Here is a 17,669-nt window from a genome sequence, read left to right on the forward strand (position 1 = left end):
TCCGTCCGGGGGGACCCCCACTCAAACGCCGGCGAGGCTGGATGTGCCGGACCCCCGGCTCAGGGGGCGGCGGAGCCGGTCGGGCTTCTGGGGCTCCGCCCCAGACCCCGCGCCTCAAACGCTGGCGAGGCTGGATTTGCCGACCCCCGGCTTCGAAGCGGGAGGCGGGGCTGGATTTGCCGACCCCCGGCTTTGAAGCGGGAGGCTGGGCTGGAGTTGCCGGACCCCCGTGGTCGAACGGGGAAGCGGAATTGGGGGAACCGGATCGAGCGGGGGGTCGTCTGAGAGCCCGTGTGGATGAAGAGAAGAATCCTGACCCTGCTGCTGGCGCTGCTCGCGACCCAGCTCGGCTCGCTCATCAGCCCCGCCTGGGCCTGCGGCTGCGGTGCGATGATCCCGGACGGCCAGTCCCGCATCGGCGTCTCCCGCGAGACCTCCGTCGTCCGGTTCGACGGCCGCACCGAGCAGATCGTGATGCGCTTCACCGTCGGCGGCAACGCCAAGCAGGCCGCCTGGATCATGCCGGTGCCCACGCGCGCCACGGTGGAGCTCGGCGATCCCGCGGTCTTCGGTGAACTGCAGTCGGCGACTCGGCCCGAGCGCAAGGCGCGGTACTACTTCTGGCCGCGCCAGGGGGACTGGCCCTTCTCCTCCTCCATCGGCGACGCCGCCGCCGGCGCCCCGCCCCGCGACGCCGCGGCCTCGGTCGGCGTCGTCGGCCGGGAGCAGCTCGGCGACTTCGACGTCGCCCGGCTGACCGCCACCGACCCCGAGGCCCTGCGCGGCTGGCTGGAATCCAACGGCTTCCGGCTGCCGGACACGCTCGCCACCGAGGTCAAGCCGTACGTCGACCAGGGATGGGAGTACGTCGCGGTCCGCCTGGCCCCGCGGGAGAAGGGCCGGACCCTGTACGGCACCCTGGACCCGCTGCGGATCCGCTTCGACAGCGACCGGCTCGTCTACCCGATGCGGCTCTCCCGCATGGCCAAGACCCCGCAGTCGCTGGGCCTGTACGTCCTGGCCGACCACCGCATGGAGCCGGTCGGCCGGATCGGCGGTGACGCGCCGGAGGTCACCTTCGCCGGGCGGATCACCCCGGACCGGCACCTCGCCCCCCTCACCGACGGCAAGGACGCCTTCCTCACCGCGATCGACCAGGAGTTCCCGGAGCCCGGCCGCATCGACGGCGACCACGAACTGCGCGCCACCGCCGCGGACACCCCGTACCGGCGCACCGTCTACTACGGCCTGATCCGCGAGGTCGGCGGCGTGCCGGCCTGGCTGCTGACGGTCGGTGGCGGGCTTCTTCTCGTCCTGCTCGGGGCGGTGTTCGTCCGGCGCCGCCGCACGGCCCGGCGCGTTTCCCCGGAGGCGCCCACGGCATGACCGCCCGTCCGGCGGCTACCTCGGCAGCGGCGGGACCGTGTACGTGGCGCCCGGGTCGAAGGGCGGCGGGGTCCAGTCCAGGACCGGCGTGTGCTTCGGCGCGGGCGGCGGGTTCGGGCCGCGGTTGGGGTTCTGCGGGATCTGCGAGCCACCCGAGCCGCCCGATCCGCCCGCCGTCGGCGGGGTCTTCGGCCGCGCCCCCGGGGTGGCCGTCGGGTCCGGCGTCTCGGCCGGCTCCGAGGCCCCCGACGGCTCCTGCGACGGGCTCGGGGCCTGCGCCGGATCGGAGGCGGACGTCGACGGCGACGGCGTGGGCGAGGCGGGGGCCGGCGCGGCGGGCTTGTCCGCCGTCGGAGCCTTGCCCGAGCAGCCGCCGACCAGCACCACGGCCGCCAGTGCCGCCAGTACCCCGGTCGCGGCCCGTGCCGTCACGGTCGTGCGGGACATCGCGCCCACCACCCACCCCACCCCTTCACGTTCGTTCGATCGGTCGATCGAAGTGCGGCAGATCGTAGCTCAGATCGCGGCGGACTCCCGCGCACGCTACCCCCCTCCGCCGCCGTCCCCGCCCCCGCCCTCGACCGCCCCGGCCCGGGCGAGGGCGATGACGCCGGTGCAGATCAGGGCGATGCCCAGCAGCTGGAGCAGCACCCACCAGCCCGTCCTCAGGTGCTCGTCGTACAGGGCCACGCCCAGCGCGACGCTCACCGTCGCGTCGCCCAGCGTCAGCGCCGGCTGGGAGGCCACCAGCGGGCCGCCCTGCATGGCGTGTTCGAGCAGCAGCAGGGCGCAGACGCCGCAGGCCGCGAAGCCGTACGTCTGCCACGCGCTCAGGAACGCCCCGAGCCCGCCCTCCCCGAGCAGCGGCACGGAGTCCTTCATCAGCGCGGCCGTGAGCGCGTAGCAGACGGCGGTGGCCGCGCCCAGGCACCCCGCGCGGGCCCGCCCCGGCGGCCGGCGCAGCCCGGCCAGGGCCAGGGCCGCGGCGGCGGCCGCGCAGCCCACCAGCGCGGACAGCCACCGGTCCAGCGGTACGTGCGTACGGTTCCCGTCGGGTGAGGCCGCGGCCAGGGCCAGCCCCAGCCCGGCCACCACCGCCGCCACGGCCCGCCACACCGCGCCCGGCAGCCGGTGCCGCGTCACGAGCGAGGCGATGAGCAGGGCGAACGGCAGCTCCAGCACGAACAGCGGCTGTACGAGGACCAGTGCGCCGGTGGCCAGCGCCGCGGCCTGCCCCGCACCGGCCGCGATGACGGCGAGGATCCCGCCGAGCCAGACGGGCCGCCTCAGCAGGTCCAGGACCAGCCCGAACCGGAATGCTTGGCTCTGCGGCACCGTGAGGGCGGCCCGCCGCTGGAGCACGGTGGCCAGCGCATTGCTGAGCGCGGCGAACAGCGCGAAGAGGACCGGCAGTACGACGCCCATCCGCCGATCCTCGTGCCGCCCGGGACGCCGGGGCCCCGGCCGACACGCCCCGCCCTCCGGATTCCCCCGACCGGTCCCGAAACCGGTCGGCCGGACCCTACGAGCCCCGGCCGGCGCGGGCCAGGGCCAGGTCGGCCAGGGCCCGGGGGGCGGCGGCCTGGCCGCGGATGCCGGGGAAGGCGTTGACGTCCACGATGAAGGGGCTGCCGTCACCGGCGTCGATGACGTCGACGCCGTAGACGTCCAGGGCGAAGACCTCGCCCACCCGGCGGACCAGCCGCTCCCAGCCGGCCGGGAGTCCCGCCGGGTCGAGCGGCTGCGCGGGGCCCCGGTCTCCGGGTGCGAGCTCGGAGCGGCGCAGGGCGGCGAAGACCCGGTCGCCTATCGCCCACAGCTTGTGGTCCCAGCCGCTGTTCGGCGCGAAGTCCTGCACCACGACCGGCTCCTGCGGCCAGGCCGCCGCCAGCTCCCGCAGCCGCGCCGGGCCGTCGACCCGGGCGACCAGGTCGTCCCGCCGGCTGTGCCGGCTCTTGACGACCACGGGCCCGGCGTCCAGCTCCTGCCGGGCCCCGGCGGATGCGGCCCAGGCGGCGAGCGAGCCGTGCGTACGGGTCCCGGCGAACGGCAGCCCGGCCCGCAGGGCCAGCTCCGCCATCGCCGTACGGTCCTGGCAGAGCGCGGTCGCCGCGGCCGAGTTGACCACGGGCGCGCCGCGCCGCTCCAGCTCCCGCGCCAAGCCGAGCGCCCGCGGGGTCCGCGCCTTCAGCAGATACACGTCGGCCGGGCCCGGCCCGGACCCCCGGGGCGCAGGCACCTCCCCGGGCTCACCGGCCCCACCGGCGGCGCCCGGGTCCAGGGTCTCCACCCGGTGCCCCGCCCCGCGCAGCAGCTCCGCCGCACCGGCGAGCAGCGGATGCCCCGGCTCCGGCGTGATCAGGCAGATCCTCACCGCGCGGCCTCGCCCGCCCGCGCGGCCTGCGCCGGAATCGCCACCGGCAGTGCCCGCGCCCGGGTCCGGCACCCGCCGGCCGACGCGGAGCCGCCCGCCGCAGCCAGCCCGAGGACCGCCCGGGCCACCCGGGCCGCCGCATCGGGGACCTGGCGGAAGCTCGGGAAGTCGTTCACGTCGACGACCACCGGCCCGTCCGGACCCAGCAGCACGTCCACCCCGTACAGGTCGAGCCCGTACACCGCCCCCACCTGCGCGGCGATCGCGGCGACCTCGCCGGACAGCGGCACCCGCCGTTCGCGCACCGCCGGATCCGGGTGCAGCGGTGAGCACCGCTCGGTGGCGAACAGCTCACCGCCGACCGCGTACACCTTGACGTCGGTGCCCGGGTTCGGCACGTACGGCTGGGCGATGAGCATGCCCTCGCCCGCGAGTTCCGGCAGGAGCTGCTCCAGCCGCTCGGGCGAGGACACCAGGCGCACCCCCCGCCCGGAGCTGCCGTCGGCCGGCTTGACGACCAGCGGGTACTCGGCCGCCGGTATCTCCCGCAGCAGGTCGGGCCGGGCCACCGCGTACGTCGCCGGCATCGGCAGGCCCCCGGCGCGCCCGACGGCCGCGGCCAGCGCCTTGTCCCGTACGCCCCGGATCGACCGGGCGTCGTTGACGGTGGTCAGCCCGGCCGCGGCGGCGGCCTCGAGCAGGGTGAGCCCCGGCCCGCCGGACACCGTCTTGAGCACCCACGCGTCGTGCGCGCCCGCGTCCACGGCCTCGGTCATCCGCAGCAGCGAGCCGCCCGGCCGCACCACGTCCACCCGGTGCCCCCACGCCGTCAGCTGCCCGATCACCTCGTTGGGCATCCCGTCGTGGCGGTAGTGCTCCTCCACCAGGAAGCAGAGCCTCATCGCCTTTTCCCACCCCGTATTCCCCGGACGTCCGCCGATTCCGCCCGGCGAGTTGTGACGTCACAGGATGTCATGGACCGCAATGTGACAATCGGTCCGACTCGGAGCGGGCGTGGCGGACGGGAGTCCGGCCTGCGAGCGGCAGGCCGGACTCCCGGGCGGGCGGGCCGACTTGGATGGCTTACGCCGGCATCGGGACGGACACGAAGGTCCTGCCCGCCTCGTTCTCGACGACCACCGCCTTGACCAGGGACGGGTCGACGGCCGCCGAGCCGTCCAGGGCCGCGCCCTTGCCCCCGCCGTTCTCCTGGCTGCCGACGACCCAGCTGCCCGCGGAGGTGCGGCTGCCGTCCTTGCCGACCACCACCAGCCGGCACCGCTCGCCCGGCGGGATCCCGGTCACCGCCGCATGCACCCGAACCCACTTGGCGGCCGGCGTGACCTGGACGGTCATCCGCGCGCCGGAGCCGGCATCGGCGGCCGAGGCCACCTTGGTCCCGGCGGGCGGTGGGGACGGCGCCGCGGAGACGGTGGCCCCGGGCGGCTGCGGGACGGCGACGGCCTCGCCGTCGGACGAGCCCACCCGGGCCCCGGCCCAGAACACCGCGGCCAGCGCGGCCGCCGCGGCGAGCCCGGTCAGGCCCAGCCGGCGCCGCCGCTGCGCGGCCGCCTCCCCGCGGACCTGCCGCAGTGTGCGCTGGAGCAGCAGGTCGCCGCCCTGGGGCGGCCCGTCGAGGAACGCCTCCGCGGGCACCTCGCCCAGCGCCGCTTCCATCTCGCGCAACGCGGCCACCTCCTCACGGCACTGAACGCAGCCGCTCACATGCCCCTCGACCCGGAGTACGTCGTGTCCGTCGAGGACGCCGAGGACGTACGGGCCGAGGAGTTCCTCCTCCTCGTGCCGCTGCCGGTTCATGCCACCACCTCCCGCAGTCCGGCGGGCTGCTGGGGCGGCCTGCCGCCCATGCGATTCGCCTCCTTGGTGCTGTTCTGTCGGAATACCTCGCGCAACGCCTTGAGCGCGTAGTGCGAGCGCGATTTGACCGTACCGGCCGGAATGCCGAGGCTGTCGGCGGCCTCGGCGACGCTGAGCTGCCGGTAGTACAACTCCTTCAGCACGTCCCGGTGCTCCGGGGTGAGCTGGTCGAGCGCACCCAGCACCGTCATCGTGTCCACGACCGCATCGGCGTGGTCGAGTTCCACCGGGGGAGCGGCCGCCGCCCCGGAGACCTCCTGCGGGCGGGCGGCCCTGGCCCGGTAGCGGTCGGTGATGATGTTGCGGGCCACCGTCAGCAGCCAGCCGCGCACCGATCCCTTTCCGTTGACCAGGGCTTCGGAATGCCGCCAGGCCCGGATCAGCGTCTCCTGGACGACGTCCTCGGCGGTGGCCCGGTCCCCGGTCAGCCGGGTGGCGTACGCGAGCAGCGCATGGCCGTGCTCCTCGTACACCGACCTGATCAGTGCCTCGTCCGTCGAGCCCCGCCGCGTACGGGGCCACAGTGGTCCGGCCATCGCACCTCTTCCTCTTCCTCGCCGAGCCGTGCGGTCAGAACACGCGGTGGGCCGGAATCCGGTTCATGTGACCTGCGTCACTCGCGGGCGTGGCCGCGTTCCGCGGGTGCCGCCGGCTCAGGTGCGGCAGGTGCGGCCCTGGTTGAGGCAGTCCACGAGGGCGGCCATCTGCGCGTCCGTCATGGCGTTCACGAACATGGCGTGGTCGGTCTTCGGGCTGTGCCGCTGCTCCGGGAAGGAGTCCACCGCCACCGCCGCGCCCGGCGGTACGTCGTACGCCAGCGTGATCCGCAGCTGCGGCACGGCGAAGCCGCCCTGCGGGCAGACCCCGTTGGCGGCGGGGAAGGCCAGGTGGGCGCGGTGGTTCGCACTGTCGTGGTCCAGCCCGTTCCAGCAGCTGGGGAAGACCAGCGTGCGGGTGAGCCGGTCGCCGGCCGGGCAGCGCGGGTAGCGGGTGGTGGTCCGCTCCGGGGAGCCGGAACAGCCCCAGCGGGCGCGGACGTCGGCCTCGGTGCGTGCGGTCGCGGCCACCGCGTCGCCCGTCACGGCGCGCAGGAAGGGCGGCATCGGCACCACCTTGCCGACCGGGTTGCCGCGGAACTCCACGGTGACCGACGCCTCGTGCAGGATCTCCCCGCTGTTGCCGTGGCCGGCGGAGTGCTCGTGCGGTTGAGTGCCCGCCCGGTCGGGGCGGCGCAGGACCGGCCAGTAGTACGTGGAGCGGTCGCCGCCGCGGCAGCCGGTCGCGGCGGCGGCCAGGGAGGCGTCGGTCGAGAAGGCGTCCGTGGACAGGTTCCCCACGTAGGCGTGCGTGTGGTGGGCGCCCGAGCGGAGCCCCGGGGACACCACGAGGTTGTCCTCGTTGTAGTGGCCCTCCTCGTTCCGCCCGCAGTCCACCGTCACCGTGCCGGCGGACGCGTCGGGCCCGGGAGGCGGTTCGGCGGGCGCGGGCGGCACGTCGCGCAGGTCCACCGTGTCGCCCGGGCGTGCGGCCTGCGCCGGACGCGGGCCGGTGACGCGTGAGGCGCCCAGGACGGCCGCGACCAGTCCCGTGCCCAGCACGAGGCAGACCAGCAGCGTCAGCAGGCGGCGTTCGTTCCCCATCCCCATGCGGATCACGGTTGCGGCTGCCCGCACCGGCGTCAACCGGCATCCGCATGTCGGCCACGGATCGGCTCGTGCCCTTCTTGCCGCCGACGGTGGCGGCCGAGCACAGTACCCGGCATGACGCCTGCCGACCTGCTGCACGCCTTCGCCCGGACCCGCGCCTCCCTCGACGGCGCCGAGGTGGTCTTCTGGTGGTCCGGGGACGTGTTCTCCTGGGCCCCGGACGAGCCCTACCGGCGCCTGTTCGGCTTCGAGGGGGTCAACGTCGCCCGCTTGGTGGAGGACGGCGGGGTCGGCGACGAGGCCGGCGGCTACCGGCTGCTCACCCGCGAGGCCGCGTTCTACCTCGACCCGCAGACCAGGGAGATCCTGGAGACCTGGGAGGGCAAGCCGGTGGTCCACGTCTGGAACGACCCGGCGAACCTGAGGCTGCGGCCGTTCCCCGTCCCGCTGACCCGGCTCGGCGACCAGGTCTGCTTCAGCCTGGAGATCCCGCTGGCCTACCCCTCGCCGCTGCCGGTCGCCGACTACCCGCTGAACTCCGCCGGGGACACCTACCGGGCGCTGGAGCTCTTCCAGTTCTTCGCCCCGGAGTCGGTCCTCACCACCGACGCGCCCGGTGTGCCGTGCACCATGTCCTGGATGCGGATGTCGCCGTGGCTGCCCTGGATGGAGCAGGGGCAGCGGCCGGGCGGGCTGGCCTTCCACTGCCGCGGGCGCAAGCTCGGCTCGTACGACGAGGTGCCCGAGCGGACGCGTGCGTACATCGCGGAGCGCCACCCGCAGTACGCGCACGCCCCGGAGAAGTGGACCGAGCCCAACGAGACCAGCTGGACGTACTTCCGCCGGCTCGGCACGACCGGGACGCAGCAGGGGGACTGAAGTCAGGGGCTGAAGTCCGGGGCTGAAGTCCGATGGCGGAAGCGCGGGATTGAAGTCCAGGGATGGAAGTCCAGGTACTGAGACGCCCCCGGGACTGCAGGTGGCCGAAACTCGGGGGTCAAAAAGGGAGGAAGGGCGGCAAAGGGGAGCGGCCAAGAGCCCCCAAGGGGCGCAAAGGGCCCTGCGAGGGGCGGACAAGGGTTTTCCCCGTATCGCGTTCATCCCCTCGTTGCCTACTGTCTGCCCACCGGCGATCTTCCCCCCGAACGGCCCCCGCCCCAACCCCACATGGTGTGAAGCCGAGCGGCCGGGTGGATCGCCCGCACCGCCGTTGCCCCCGCCCCGCCGAAGCGGCCGGGGCAACGAAGGCGAAGCGGTGGCCGGAGCGGAACTGACCAGCCCGCCCCGGCCCCGTGAGCGCCGTCCACCTCCCACAGCCCCAACCGGGGTCGCTCCGGCCTGCCCGGATCCGGCCCGCGAAAGGGAACACCGTGCACGCAACGCGACGCAGGCTGATATCCGTGGCGGCGATGTCCGTCACCCTGCTGGCCGGCACCGCCACCGCCTCCGTGGCCCTGACCGGCGCGGCCCCCGCGCCGGCCCAGTCCGCCGCCTCGACCCTCCCCGCCGCGGGCGAGCCCGCCGCCCCGGCTGCCGCTCCGGTCGAGAACCTGATCGTCGGCTACAAGAACTCCGCCTCCGAGGCCAGTTCGAACCAGGCCGCCGCCGCCGACGCCGCCTCCAAGAGCAAGAAGGCCGGCAAGAAGGCGAAGTTCGACCGGCGCCTGGGCACCGGCGCCGCCCTCGTCAGCCTGGGTGGTGCGACCGCCCCGGCCGACGCGGCGAAGCTGATGGCCCAGTTCCGGTCCGACCCGGACGTCGCCTACGTCGAGCCCGACTCCCGCGCCTACGCGATGGCCACCCCGGACGACACCGAGTACGCCAAGCAGTGGGACCTCTTCGAGCCCACCGCCGGCATGAACGTTCCGGCCGCCTGGGACAAGACCACCGGCGCGGGCGTCACCGTCGCCGTGATCGACACCGGCTACGTGGCGCACTCCGACGTCGCCCCGAACATCGTCGCGGGCTACGACTTCATCAGCACCTCCTCGGCCGCCCGAGACGGCAACGGCCGTGACAGCAACCCGGCCGACGAGGGCGACTGGAGCGCCGCCGGCGAGTGCGGCACCGGCTCCAAGGCCAGCGACTCCTCCTGGCACGGCACCCACGTCGCGGGCACCATCGCCGCGGCCACGAACAACGCCAAGGGCGTCGCGGGCATCGCGTACAACGCGAAGATCCAGCCGGTCCGCGTCCTCGGCAAGTGCGGCGGCGCCACCTCGGACATCGTCGACGCCATCACCTGGGCCTCGGGCGGCACCGTCGCGGGCATCCCGGCGAACGCCACCCCCGCCAAGGTGATCAACATGAGCCTCGGCGGCTCCGGTACCTGCAGCACCAGCTACCAGAACGCGATCAACGCGGCCGTCGCCCGCGGCACCACCGTCGTCGTGGCCGCCGGCAACAGCAACGCCGACGCGAGCGGCTTCACGCCCGCCAGCTGCAGCAACGTCATCACCGTGGCCGCCACCAACCGCACCGGCGACCGCTCCTTCTACTCCAACTTCGGCAACACCGTCGACATCGCCGCCCCGGGCGGTGAGACCCGCCGCGCCACCGACACGCCGGGCACCGTCACCACGCCCGAGAACGGCATCCTCTCCACGCTGAACAACGGCGCCACCACCCCCGGCTCCGAGATCTACAAGCCGTACCAGGGCACCAGCATGGCCGCCCCGCACATCGCGGGCCTCGCCGCGCTTCTCGTCGCCGCCAATCCCTCGCTGACCCCGGCGCAGGTCGAGGCCGCGATCAAGGCCAACGCCCGCCCGCTGGCCGGCACCTGCACCGGCGGCTGCGGCGCCGGTCTCGCCGACGCGGCCGCCACCGTCACCGCCGTGACCTCGACCACGCCCACCACGGGCTTCGAGAACACCACGAACGTGAACATCAACGACAACACGACCGTCGAGAGCCCCATCACCGTCACCGGTGTCGCCGGCAACGCGCCCGCCACGCTGAAGGTCGGCGTCGACATCAAGCACACCTACATCGGTGACCTGAAGGTCGACCTCGTCGCCCCCGACGGCTCCGTCTACACCCTGCACAACCGGGCCGGCGGCAGCGCCGACAACATCCTGCAGACCTACACCGTCAACGCCTCCTCCGAGGTCGCCAACGGCACCTGGAAGCTCCGGGTCAACGACAACGCCGGCGGCGACACCGGCTACATCGACTCCTGGAACCTCACCTTCTGACAGGTGGACGGCCCCACCGGCCGACAGGTGGTTAGTACGGACCAATGAGCCCTGCGGCGCCGCCGGTACACCCCGTACCGGCGGTACCGCAGGGCCTTGTCGTCCGCCGACTGAATTCTGCGTCACAGTCCGGTTCCATCCGGCCCCCGACCTCGTATTCTCGCCTCTCACAGGAAGGGCACAGGTTGTGGGGACCGAGAGGCTGGTGGCTGTGCGTGGCGCCGAGTGGGCGGGCCGACGCGACCGTCGGACACGGTGAACTGATCAGGGCGGTCGAGCAGGCGCTGACCGCGCACGGGCGCGCCCTGCTCACCGGACCCGCCGGCGCGGGCAAGTCCGAGGTGGCCGCCGCCGTCGCGGCCGCGGCCGAGGCCCGCCACGAGACCGTGCTCCGCCTCGCTCCCGAGGCCGCCGACCGGTGGATACCCGAGGCGTCCGCCGCCGCCCTGCTCGCCTCCGTCCCGTGCGCCGTGCTGGAGCGGCTCGCCGGGCCCCAGCGCACCGCCGTCGCGCTGCTGCGCCGCGAAGCGGACGCCCCCCGCGCCGGCCGCGACCACCTCGCACTGCGCCTCGCCGTCGTCGAGGTGCTGCGCACGCTCGCCGCCCGCACCCCCCTCCTGCTCGTCCTCGACAACGCCCAGTGGCTCGACGCCGAGAGCACCGACCTGCTCGGATTCGCCCTGCGGCTGACCCCGCCCCGGGTCCGGGTCCTGGTCGCCGAATGCGTCCAGGGCGGCACCCCGGCGGCCGAGCCCCTTTGCGGTCCGGGCACCCCGGCGATCCGGATCCCGCCGCTCGGCGCCGACCAGGTCGCCGAACTCCTCGTCCGCCACGGCCTGCCCGCCCGCCTCGCCGGCCGCGTCCACCAGGCCAGCGGCGGCAACCCCCGCCTCGCCCTCGCCCTCGGCCACTCCCTCGCCGAAGCCGCCGGGGCCCGGGACGGCAGCGCCCACCACGCCGACCCGCTGCCCCTGTCCGGCCAGGCCCGCGAGGTCGCCCGCCGGCTCCTCGCCGTGGCCCCCGCGCCGGCCCGCCGCACCCTGCTGCTCGCCGCGCTCGCGGCCCGCCCGACCACCGCCCTGCTCCGGCGGGCCGGGCGGCCCGACGCCGAGGCCGAGCTCGCCGAGGCCGAACGGGCCGCGCTGGTCACCGTGGGGGAGGACGGCGCCGTCACGTTCACCGCCGGCGCCCTGCCCATGGCGCTCGCCGCCGATGCCGGCTGGCCCGAGCGCGCCGCCGGCCATGCCGCGCTCGCCGCCGCCGTCGACGACCCCGTCCAGGCCGTACGCCACCGGGCCCTGGCGGTGGACGCCCCCGACGAGTGGCTCGCCGCCGACATCGCCCGCGCCGCCGCGGACTGCCGCCGCCGGGGCCAGCGCGCCCTCGCCGCCGAGCTCGGCCTGCTCGCCGCCGAACGCACCCCGTTCGACCGCCCCGGCGAGGAGCTCGCCCGCCTCGTCGCCGCCGCCGAGGACGCAGGCTGGGCCGGCCGCGCCGACCTCGCACGCCGCGCCACCCGGGCCGTCCTCGCCCGCGACGCCTCGCCCTCCGACCGGGTACGGGCCCGCCTCGCCGTCATCGACGCCGCGGGCCAGGCCCTCGGCACCCTCGACGAGACCTTCGCGCACGCCATGGACGAGGCCGAGGGGGACCCGGCCCTCCAGGCCGCCGTCCAGCTGCGCGTCGCCTGGAAGTGCAACCTCAGCGACGGCGACCCCGTCCGCTCCCGCGACGCCGCCGCCGAGGCGGGCGCGCTCGCCGCCGCGGGCGGCGACCAGGTGGCCGAGGCCATGGCCCTGACCGTACGGGCCCGCATGGGCCGCATCCTCGGGGACCCGGACGCCGAGGACATCCTGGCCGAGGCGCTGGCCCTGCCCGCCCCCGAGGTCCCCCTCGGCATGCGCAACGCCCCGCAGTACCTGGCCGTCCGGCACGCCCTGTTCGACGACCGGCTCGACGACGCCCGCAGCCAGCTCCTCGTCCTGCTGCCGGCCGTCCAGCGCACCGGCTCCTCCGAGGACGTCTTCGAGGTGCTGCGCAGCCTCAGCGAGGTCGAACTGCGGCGGGGCCGGTGCGCCGTGGCCTCCGCGCACGCCCGCCGGGCCCTGGAACTCACCATCGAAGCCGGGCTCTCGCCCGGCCCCGCCTGGTACGTGGCGGCCATGGCCGAGGCGACCGGCGGCAGCTTCGCGCGCGCCGCGGGATACGCCCGCCGCGGCATCCAGGCCTCCGAGGAGGAGCGCGACCAGGTCTTCCTCTCGCGCAGCCTGTACGCCCTCGGCCTGGTCGAGCTCGCGACGGGAGAGGCCGCCAAGGCGGTGGCCACCCTGCGCCGGGTCGCCGAACTGGAGGCGGCCCAGCAGGTCGTCGACCCCTCCATCCTGCGCTGGCACGGCGAGCTCGCCGAGGCCCTCGTCGCCGCCGACGCCCCCGACGAGGCCGCCGGGCTCATCGACGCCGTACGCGCGAGCGCCCTCAGCCTCGGGCGCGCTCCCGTGGTCGCCGCCCTCGACCGGGCCCGCGGTCTGGCCCTGTCCGCGCACGGGGCCGCCGAGGCCGCGGTCGACCTCCTGACGGAGACCGCCGAGCGGTTCCGGGAGCTCCGGCTCCCGGTGGAGCGCGGCCGTACGCTGCTCGCGCTGGGCCGCGTGGAGCGGCGCCGCCGGCGGCGGGCCCCCGCCCGGGCCGCCCTCCAGGCCGCGGCCGAGGTGTTCGCGGAGGCCGGGGCGAAGCCCTGGGCGCAGCTGGCCGGCGAGGGCCCGGAGCCGGTGCCCGCCGCGGCCGGCCCGGCCGTGGCCCTGGCCGCGCTGACCGAGGGGGAGGCCCGTCTCGCGCTGCTCGTGGCCCAGGGCGCCAGCAACCAGGAGGCGGCCGCGAAACTGTTCGTCAGCGTCAAGACGGTCGAGGCGCGCCTCACGCGGATCTACCAGAAGCTGGAGGTCCGCTCCCGGGCCCAGCTGGCCACCACCCTGCGGGCCCCGGGCGTCGGCAGGTGAGTCGGGCGGCGTGCCCGGACGACGGGCAGGGCCCGGACGCACGATGGCGTACGGGCCCTGCCTGCGGGGATCCGGGTGCGGCCCGGACGTGCCGGGGCGCGCCGGTGGTCAGCTGCCGGCGGAGAGGTTGCCGGACAGGACCGGGATGTTGCTGAGGATGTGCGAGAGCGGCTCGTCGCCCTTGGCCTGGGTGGAGTTCTCGGCGCACTGCTGGTTCATCGGGTTGGACAGGACGTTGATGTCCTGGACGCCGATCGGGACGATGCCGACCAGCGACTGGAGGTTGGCCTTGGCGGGCAGGCCCACGCAGAGCTTGTTGAGCGAGCCCTGGACCAGGCTGAGCTGCGGGCTCTGGACGCCCTTGGTCTCCTGGTTGCCGTAGATCTGGTCGGAGTCGTTGCCGTTGATCGTGGTGACGCCGCCGTCGTTGCCGATCGCCATCGCCGGGGAGGCAACCGCGGCGCCGGCGCCGAGCACCGAGGCGGTGACCGCGGCGGTGGCCATCATCTTCTTGAGCATGGGGAGAATCCTTCTCTCGGACTGTCGTACGGGCGGATGCCCCCGGCGGGGCGAGCTGATCAACTGCCGTCCGGTCCAGGGGTTATCGCCTGTCACCCGGGTGGCCGAGCGCACGACCGGGCGCGCGGGTCGCCGGGGCCCCGGAAGGGTTCGGAGGACATGGCAAAGGCCGCGGCCCGGCGCAATGCCGGCCCGCGGCCCCGGGGCCGTGGCGTCAGCCCGTCTTGCGGCGCGTGCGCTTGGTCCTGGCGCCGGCGCCCGCACTGTTCCCCTGGATCTTCGCCCGGCTCTGGTGGGCCTGCTGCGCCTGCGCGTTGCGGGCGTTGCGCTCCAGAGCCTCCCGGAACCTGCGCTTGGCCGTGTCGGCCGGCGACTCGTCCTGCGGGGTGTCCGATTCCTGTGCCATGCGTCCTCCTCGGATGATCTGAAGCGCTTTCAGTCTGTCAGCCGGGGTTCGCGCGGACCAGCGAGTTCCCCACCGGCCGTCCGGGTCGGGGAGACTGCCCTCGGACAACGGGGTGGTGCGGGGACGGGCTTGAGTCTCCCGCCGGGGGAGACAGCAGGGTGGGGGCATGAACGGCGACGCGCTCTATTCGATCGGGGAACTGGCCCGGCGCACCGGACTGACGGTGAAGACCATCCGCTACTACTCCGACTCGGGCATCGTGCCGCCGACCGGCCGGAGCCACGCCGGCTACCGGCTCTACGACATCGACGCGCTGGCCCGCCTCGACCTCGCCCGCACCCTGCGCGAACTCGGCCTGGACCTGGCCGCCGTCCGCAGGGTGCTGGACCGGGAGACCTCCGTACCGGAGGTGGCCGCAGCCCACGCCGACGCCCTGGACGTGCAGATCCGCACGCTGCGGCTGCGGCGGGCGGTGCTGCGGGCGGTGGCCCGGCGCGGCGCCTCACCCCAGGAGACCCGACTGATGCACCGGCTCGCCCAACTGTCCGGAGCCGAACGGCACCGGCTCGTCCACGCGTTCATCGACGACACCTTCGGCGGCTTCGACGCCAACCCGGAGTTCGTCGCCATGATGCGCTCGGCCATGCCCGAGCTCCCCGAGGACCCCACCACCGAGCAGGTCGAGGCCTGGGTGGAGCTCGCCGAGCTCTGCCAGGACGCCGATTTCCGCGCCTCCGTGCGCCGTATGGCCGAGATGCAGGCCGCTGACCGCGCCGGCGGCGACACCGGGGCCCTGCACCACGAGCTGAACGAGGCGGTCCGCGACCGCATTGCCGAGGCCCTCGCCGCCGGGATCCTGCCGACCTCCGCGGAGGCGCTGCCCGTCACCCAGGCGCTGACGGCCCTGTACGCCCACGCCTTCGCGCGCGCCGACGACGGCGACCTGCGCCGGTGGCTGCTGGCCCGCCTGGAGGCGGCCGCCGATCCGCGGGCCGAGCGGTACTGGCAGCTCCTGGCCACCGTCAACGGCTGGCCGCCCGTGGCGAGCCTCGCCCCCGTCTTCACCTGGTTCATCGAGGCCCTGCGCAGCGGGGAGCAGCCGCGCGGCGAGGACGGCCCGCCGGTCGGCGGACGCTGAGCGGCAAACACGGAGTCCCGGACCTCGGCCGAGGCCCGGGACTCCGCGGGTGCACTTCGCATGACCGCCGTGTTCAACGACGGACCGCTCCGAAGGTCACCGCCTGCGGGACGGATTCCCGGCCGGCTCAGACGGTGAAGGGCTTCTGGTCGAGGAACTGGGGCGTGGGGTTGCCCGTGGTGAAGAAGTTGGGCACCTGCGAGCGCGGCATGAGCTGCTTGATGGCCGCGTGGAAGGCCTGGTAGCCGCCGCCGCTGAAGGCCCCGCCGTTCCACACGCGCAGCAGGGTCTCGGTGAACTTGCCGTTCACCCGGCCGTCGAGGGCGACCTGGCGGTCCTGGCAGGCGGAGATGAGCACGGTACCGGGCTCGGCGCCGTTGCTGCCGTTCTTCCTCAGCTCGCGCTGGAGCTCCTGGTAGAAGGCCTTGTTCTGCTCGAAGTTCTGCTGCTGGCGCACCTCGGGCATCACGCGGGGCGCCGGTTCGTCCGCGGCGGCGCCCGGCTGGGCCACCTCCGTGGCCGTACCGCTGTGACAGCAGTCGAGCAGGGTGAAGATGCGGACGCCGGGGGAGAACCGGAGGAACTCCCGGTGCAGCTCGTCGTCGAGGAACTGGCGGTCGTAGAAGACCAGGGTCTCGTCGAGTTCGTCCGGCTCGTCTCCCTCGGTATCGGGCATCTGGCCGCCGTGGCCCGAGTAGGTGAACAGCAGGATGTCGCCGTCCTCGAGCCTCTCGGCCGCCTTGCGCAGCTCGGCGGTGATGTTGTCGACGGTGCCGTCCGCGGTGAGCAGCACGGTGTCCTCGAAGCCGGCGGCGCGGGCCAGGGCCGCCATGTCGCGGGCGTCGTTCTCGCACGCCATGAGCTGTCCGTCCCAGCCGCCGTACTTGGCGGGGTCGACGTTGTTGAGGCCTACATGGATGGACAGGCCTTTGGGCATGGGTTCCTCCTGGGGAAGCAGTGACGGGGGTGTACGTCGGGGATGGCTTCCGCGGCGGGCGGCGCGGCGAACCCCGCAGCGCCGAGCGACGCCCGATCGGGCCTGGCGGCCGGAGCAACGCCCGCGACCGACTGGCGGCACCCGGTCGGCCGACCAATACTGGCCGTGGCCGGCATCCGTGCTCCGGTACGGGAGGTGCGATGGAACCCCGGGTCCTCTACGTCCACGGCAACGGGAACAAGGTCCGCGAGGAGCTGCTCAAGTCCCGGTGGGACACCGCGCTCTTCGGCACCGACATGGGCAGCGCCTCACGCATGGCCTACTGGGCCCCGCTGCGCCATCCGGCCCCGCTGCCCGACAGCGGGCCACCCGAGTCCCAGGACGCGGATCCGGGTTCCGCGGCGGCGGAACCGGCGGAGGAGTTCGTCGCGCGGATGCTTGCCGAGGCGCGCGCCGAGGCGGCCGACGCCGAGGTGACCGGCGGCGGCCCCGGGCGCGGTGGCGGTGGCGGTGGCGGTGGCGAGGGGGAGGGGGAGGGCGCGGCCGCGACGCCGTCCGACGCGCCCCTCGCCGCCTGGCTGCGGGACATGACCTACTTCGCGGACGCGCTCGCCGAGGCCGGCGAGGCCCCGCCGCCGGCGGGCGGCGCTCCGGAGGCGCTGCCGCTGCCCGGCCCCGCCCGTACCTCCGTCTTCCGGCTGCTGGTCAAGCACACCTTCAAGGACGTCTACGCCTACTTCTTCGGCGGGGCCGGGCCGGCCATCCGGGACGTGGTCCGGCGGGCGTGCGACGAGCTGCTGGCGGGCGCCGGGGTCGGCGGTCCGCTCGCCGTCATCGGCCACAGCCTCGGCAGCATCGCCGCGTACGAGCACCTGAGGCAGGAGCAGCGCGAGGTGGGCCTCCTGGTGACCATCGGCTCGCCCCTGGGGGTCCGCGAGGTGCAGGACGTCCTGGGCGAGCCGCCCGCGGTCCCGGTGGGAGTGGCCGCCTGGCGCAACGCCTCCGATCCTCGGGACCTCGTCGCGCTGGACCACACCCTGCGGCCCGAGTACGCCCCGGTCCACCTCGTCTCGGACCATCTGGTCGTCAACAGCAGCGGCAACCACCACGGAGCCCTGGAGTACCTGGCGACCGGCCCGGTCCGGGAACCCGTCCGCGGGCTGTTCGGTGGCCTTGCAGTCGGGTGAACCAG

16 protein-coding genes are annotated in these 17,669 nt (G+C 74.8%); 6 read left to right on the forward strand and 10 right to left on the reverse strand.

Translation table 11 applies throughout. The annotated features are described in order from the left end of the window. Nucleotides 1–297: 297 nt before the first annotated feature. A complete protein-coding gene (locus ABZ924_RS26750; protein ID WP_361914786.1) occupies nucleotides 298–1,386 on the forward strand; it encodes a DUF2330 domain-containing protein in 1,089 nt (362 codons plus the stop codon). A gap of 15 nt (nucleotides 1,387–1,401) precedes the next feature. Here the strand turns inward: ABZ924_RS26750 and ABZ924_RS26755 are convergent, their stop codons facing one another. From ABZ924_RS26755 to ABZ924_RS26785, 7 genes are all read right to left on the reverse strand, one after another. Further along, the gene (locus ABZ924_RS26755) at nucleotides 1,402–1,833 is read right to left on the reverse strand and encodes a hypothetical protein (protein WP_361914789.1); all 432 of its coding nucleotides are present in this window, start codon (nucleotides 1,831–1,833) and stop codon (nucleotides 1,402–1,404) included. A gap of 96 nt (nucleotides 1,834–1,929) precedes the next feature. Next, complete coding sequence (locus tag ABZ924_RS26760; RefSeq protein WP_361914792.1) at nucleotides 1,930–2,811, reverse strand: DMT family transporter; 882 nt, start codon at nucleotides 2,809–2,811, stop codon at nucleotides 1,930–1,932. 97 nt (nucleotides 2,812–2,908) lie between these two features. Beyond that, on the reverse strand, nucleotides 2,909–3,760 hold the full coding sequence (locus tag ABZ924_RS26765; RefSeq protein WP_361914795.1) for an alpha-L-glutamate ligase: 852 nt from the start codon (nucleotides 3,758–3,760) through the stop codon (nucleotides 2,909–2,911). After that, nucleotides 3,757–4,662 (reverse strand): hypothetical protein, encoded by a 906-nt coding sequence (locus ABZ924_RS26770; RefSeq protein ID WP_361914798.1) that lies wholly within the window; start codon nucleotides 4,660–4,662, stop codon nucleotides 3,757–3,759. Before ABZ924_RS26770 ends, ABZ924_RS26765 begins: the two co-directional genes overlap by 4 nt. Before the next feature lie 181 nt (nucleotides 4,663–4,843). Next, nucleotides 4,844–5,578, reverse strand: a complete 735-nt coding sequence (locus tag ABZ924_RS26775) for a zf-HC2 domain-containing protein (RefSeq protein WP_361914801.1) — start codon at nucleotides 5,576–5,578, stop codon at nucleotides 4,844–4,846. Then, the gene (locus ABZ924_RS26780) at nucleotides 5,575–6,174 is read right to left on the reverse strand and encodes a sigma-70 family RNA polymerase sigma factor (protein ID WP_361914804.1); all 600 of its coding nucleotides are present in this window, start codon (nucleotides 6,172–6,174) and stop codon (nucleotides 5,575–5,577) included. The genes ABZ924_RS26775 and ABZ924_RS26780 overlap by 4 nt, the downstream gene beginning before the upstream one ends. 117 nt (nucleotides 6,175–6,291) lie before the next feature. Beyond that, nucleotides 6,292–7,284: a DUF1996 domain-containing protein gene (locus ABZ924_RS26785; RefSeq protein ID WP_361914807.1), complete on the reverse strand. Its 993-nt coding sequence runs from the start codon at nucleotides 7,282–7,284 to the stop codon at nucleotides 6,292–6,294. 114 nt (nucleotides 7,285–7,398) lie between these two features. Between ABZ924_RS26785 and ABZ924_RS26790 the strand changes: the two genes are divergently transcribed. The 3 genes from ABZ924_RS26790 to ABZ924_RS26800 all read left to right on the forward strand — a co-directional run bounded on the left by ABZ924_RS26790 (nucleotide 7,399) and on the right by ABZ924_RS26800 (nucleotide 13,477). Beyond that, nucleotides 7,399–8,163, forward strand: coding sequence for a DUF1838 family protein (locus ABZ924_RS26790; protein ID WP_361914810.1), 765 nt, complete (start codon nucleotides 7,399–7,401; stop codon nucleotides 8,161–8,163). A gap of 530 nt (nucleotides 8,164–8,693) precedes the next feature. Further along, nucleotides 8,694–10,481: a S8 family serine peptidase gene (locus ABZ924_RS26795; RefSeq protein WP_361914882.1), complete on the forward strand. Its 1,788-nt coding sequence runs from the start codon at nucleotides 8,694–8,696 to the stop codon at nucleotides 10,479–10,481. Between the two features lie 215 nt (nucleotides 10,482–10,696). Beyond that, nucleotides 10,697–13,477 (forward strand): LuxR family transcriptional regulator, encoded by a 2,781-nt coding sequence (locus ABZ924_RS26800; protein WP_361914813.1) that lies wholly within the window; start codon nucleotides 10,697–10,699, stop codon nucleotides 13,475–13,477. Between the two features lie 108 nt (nucleotides 13,478–13,585). On the opposite strand, the gene ABZ924_RS26805 is transcribed toward ABZ924_RS26800, so the two are convergent. Continuing rightward, complete coding sequence (locus ABZ924_RS26805) at nucleotides 13,586–13,996, reverse strand: rodlin (RefSeq protein WP_361914816.1); 411 nt, start codon at nucleotides 13,994–13,996, stop codon at nucleotides 13,586–13,588. 214 nt (nucleotides 13,997–14,210) lie between these two features. Continuing rightward, nucleotides 14,211–14,402, reverse strand: a complete 192-nt coding sequence (locus ABZ924_RS26810; RefSeq protein WP_361914819.1) for a DUF5302 domain-containing protein — start codon at nucleotides 14,400–14,402, stop codon at nucleotides 14,211–14,213. Between the two features lie 166 nt (nucleotides 14,403–14,568). Here ABZ924_RS26810 and ABZ924_RS26815 point away from each other — a divergent pair, with 166 nt between their 5' ends. Beyond that, entirely contained in the window at nucleotides 14,569–15,540 is a 972-nt protein-coding gene (locus ABZ924_RS26815) for a MerR family transcriptional regulator (protein WP_361914822.1), read from the forward strand. A gap of 127 nt (nucleotides 15,541–15,667) precedes the next feature. Here ABZ924_RS26815 and ABZ924_RS26820 read toward each other — a convergent pair whose 3' ends face one another. Next, on the reverse strand, nucleotides 15,668–16,477 hold the full coding sequence (locus ABZ924_RS26820) for a caspase family protein (RefSeq protein WP_361914824.1): 810 nt from the start codon (nucleotides 16,475–16,477) through the stop codon (nucleotides 15,668–15,670). A gap of 200 nt (nucleotides 16,478–16,677) precedes the next feature. Between ABZ924_RS26820 and ABZ924_RS26825 the strand changes: the two genes are divergently transcribed. Continuing rightward, nucleotides 16,678–17,664, forward strand: coding sequence for a hypothetical protein (locus ABZ924_RS26825; RefSeq protein ID WP_361914827.1), 987 nt, complete (start codon nucleotides 16,678–16,680; stop codon nucleotides 17,662–17,664). The last annotated feature ends 5 nt before the right edge of the window (nucleotides 17,665–17,669 follow it).

Source organism: Streptomyces sp. NPDC046876 (genome assembly GCF_040645035.1).
Taxonomy (GTDB): domain Bacteria; phylum Actinomycetota; class Actinomycetes; order Streptomycetales; family Streptomycetaceae; genus Streptomyces.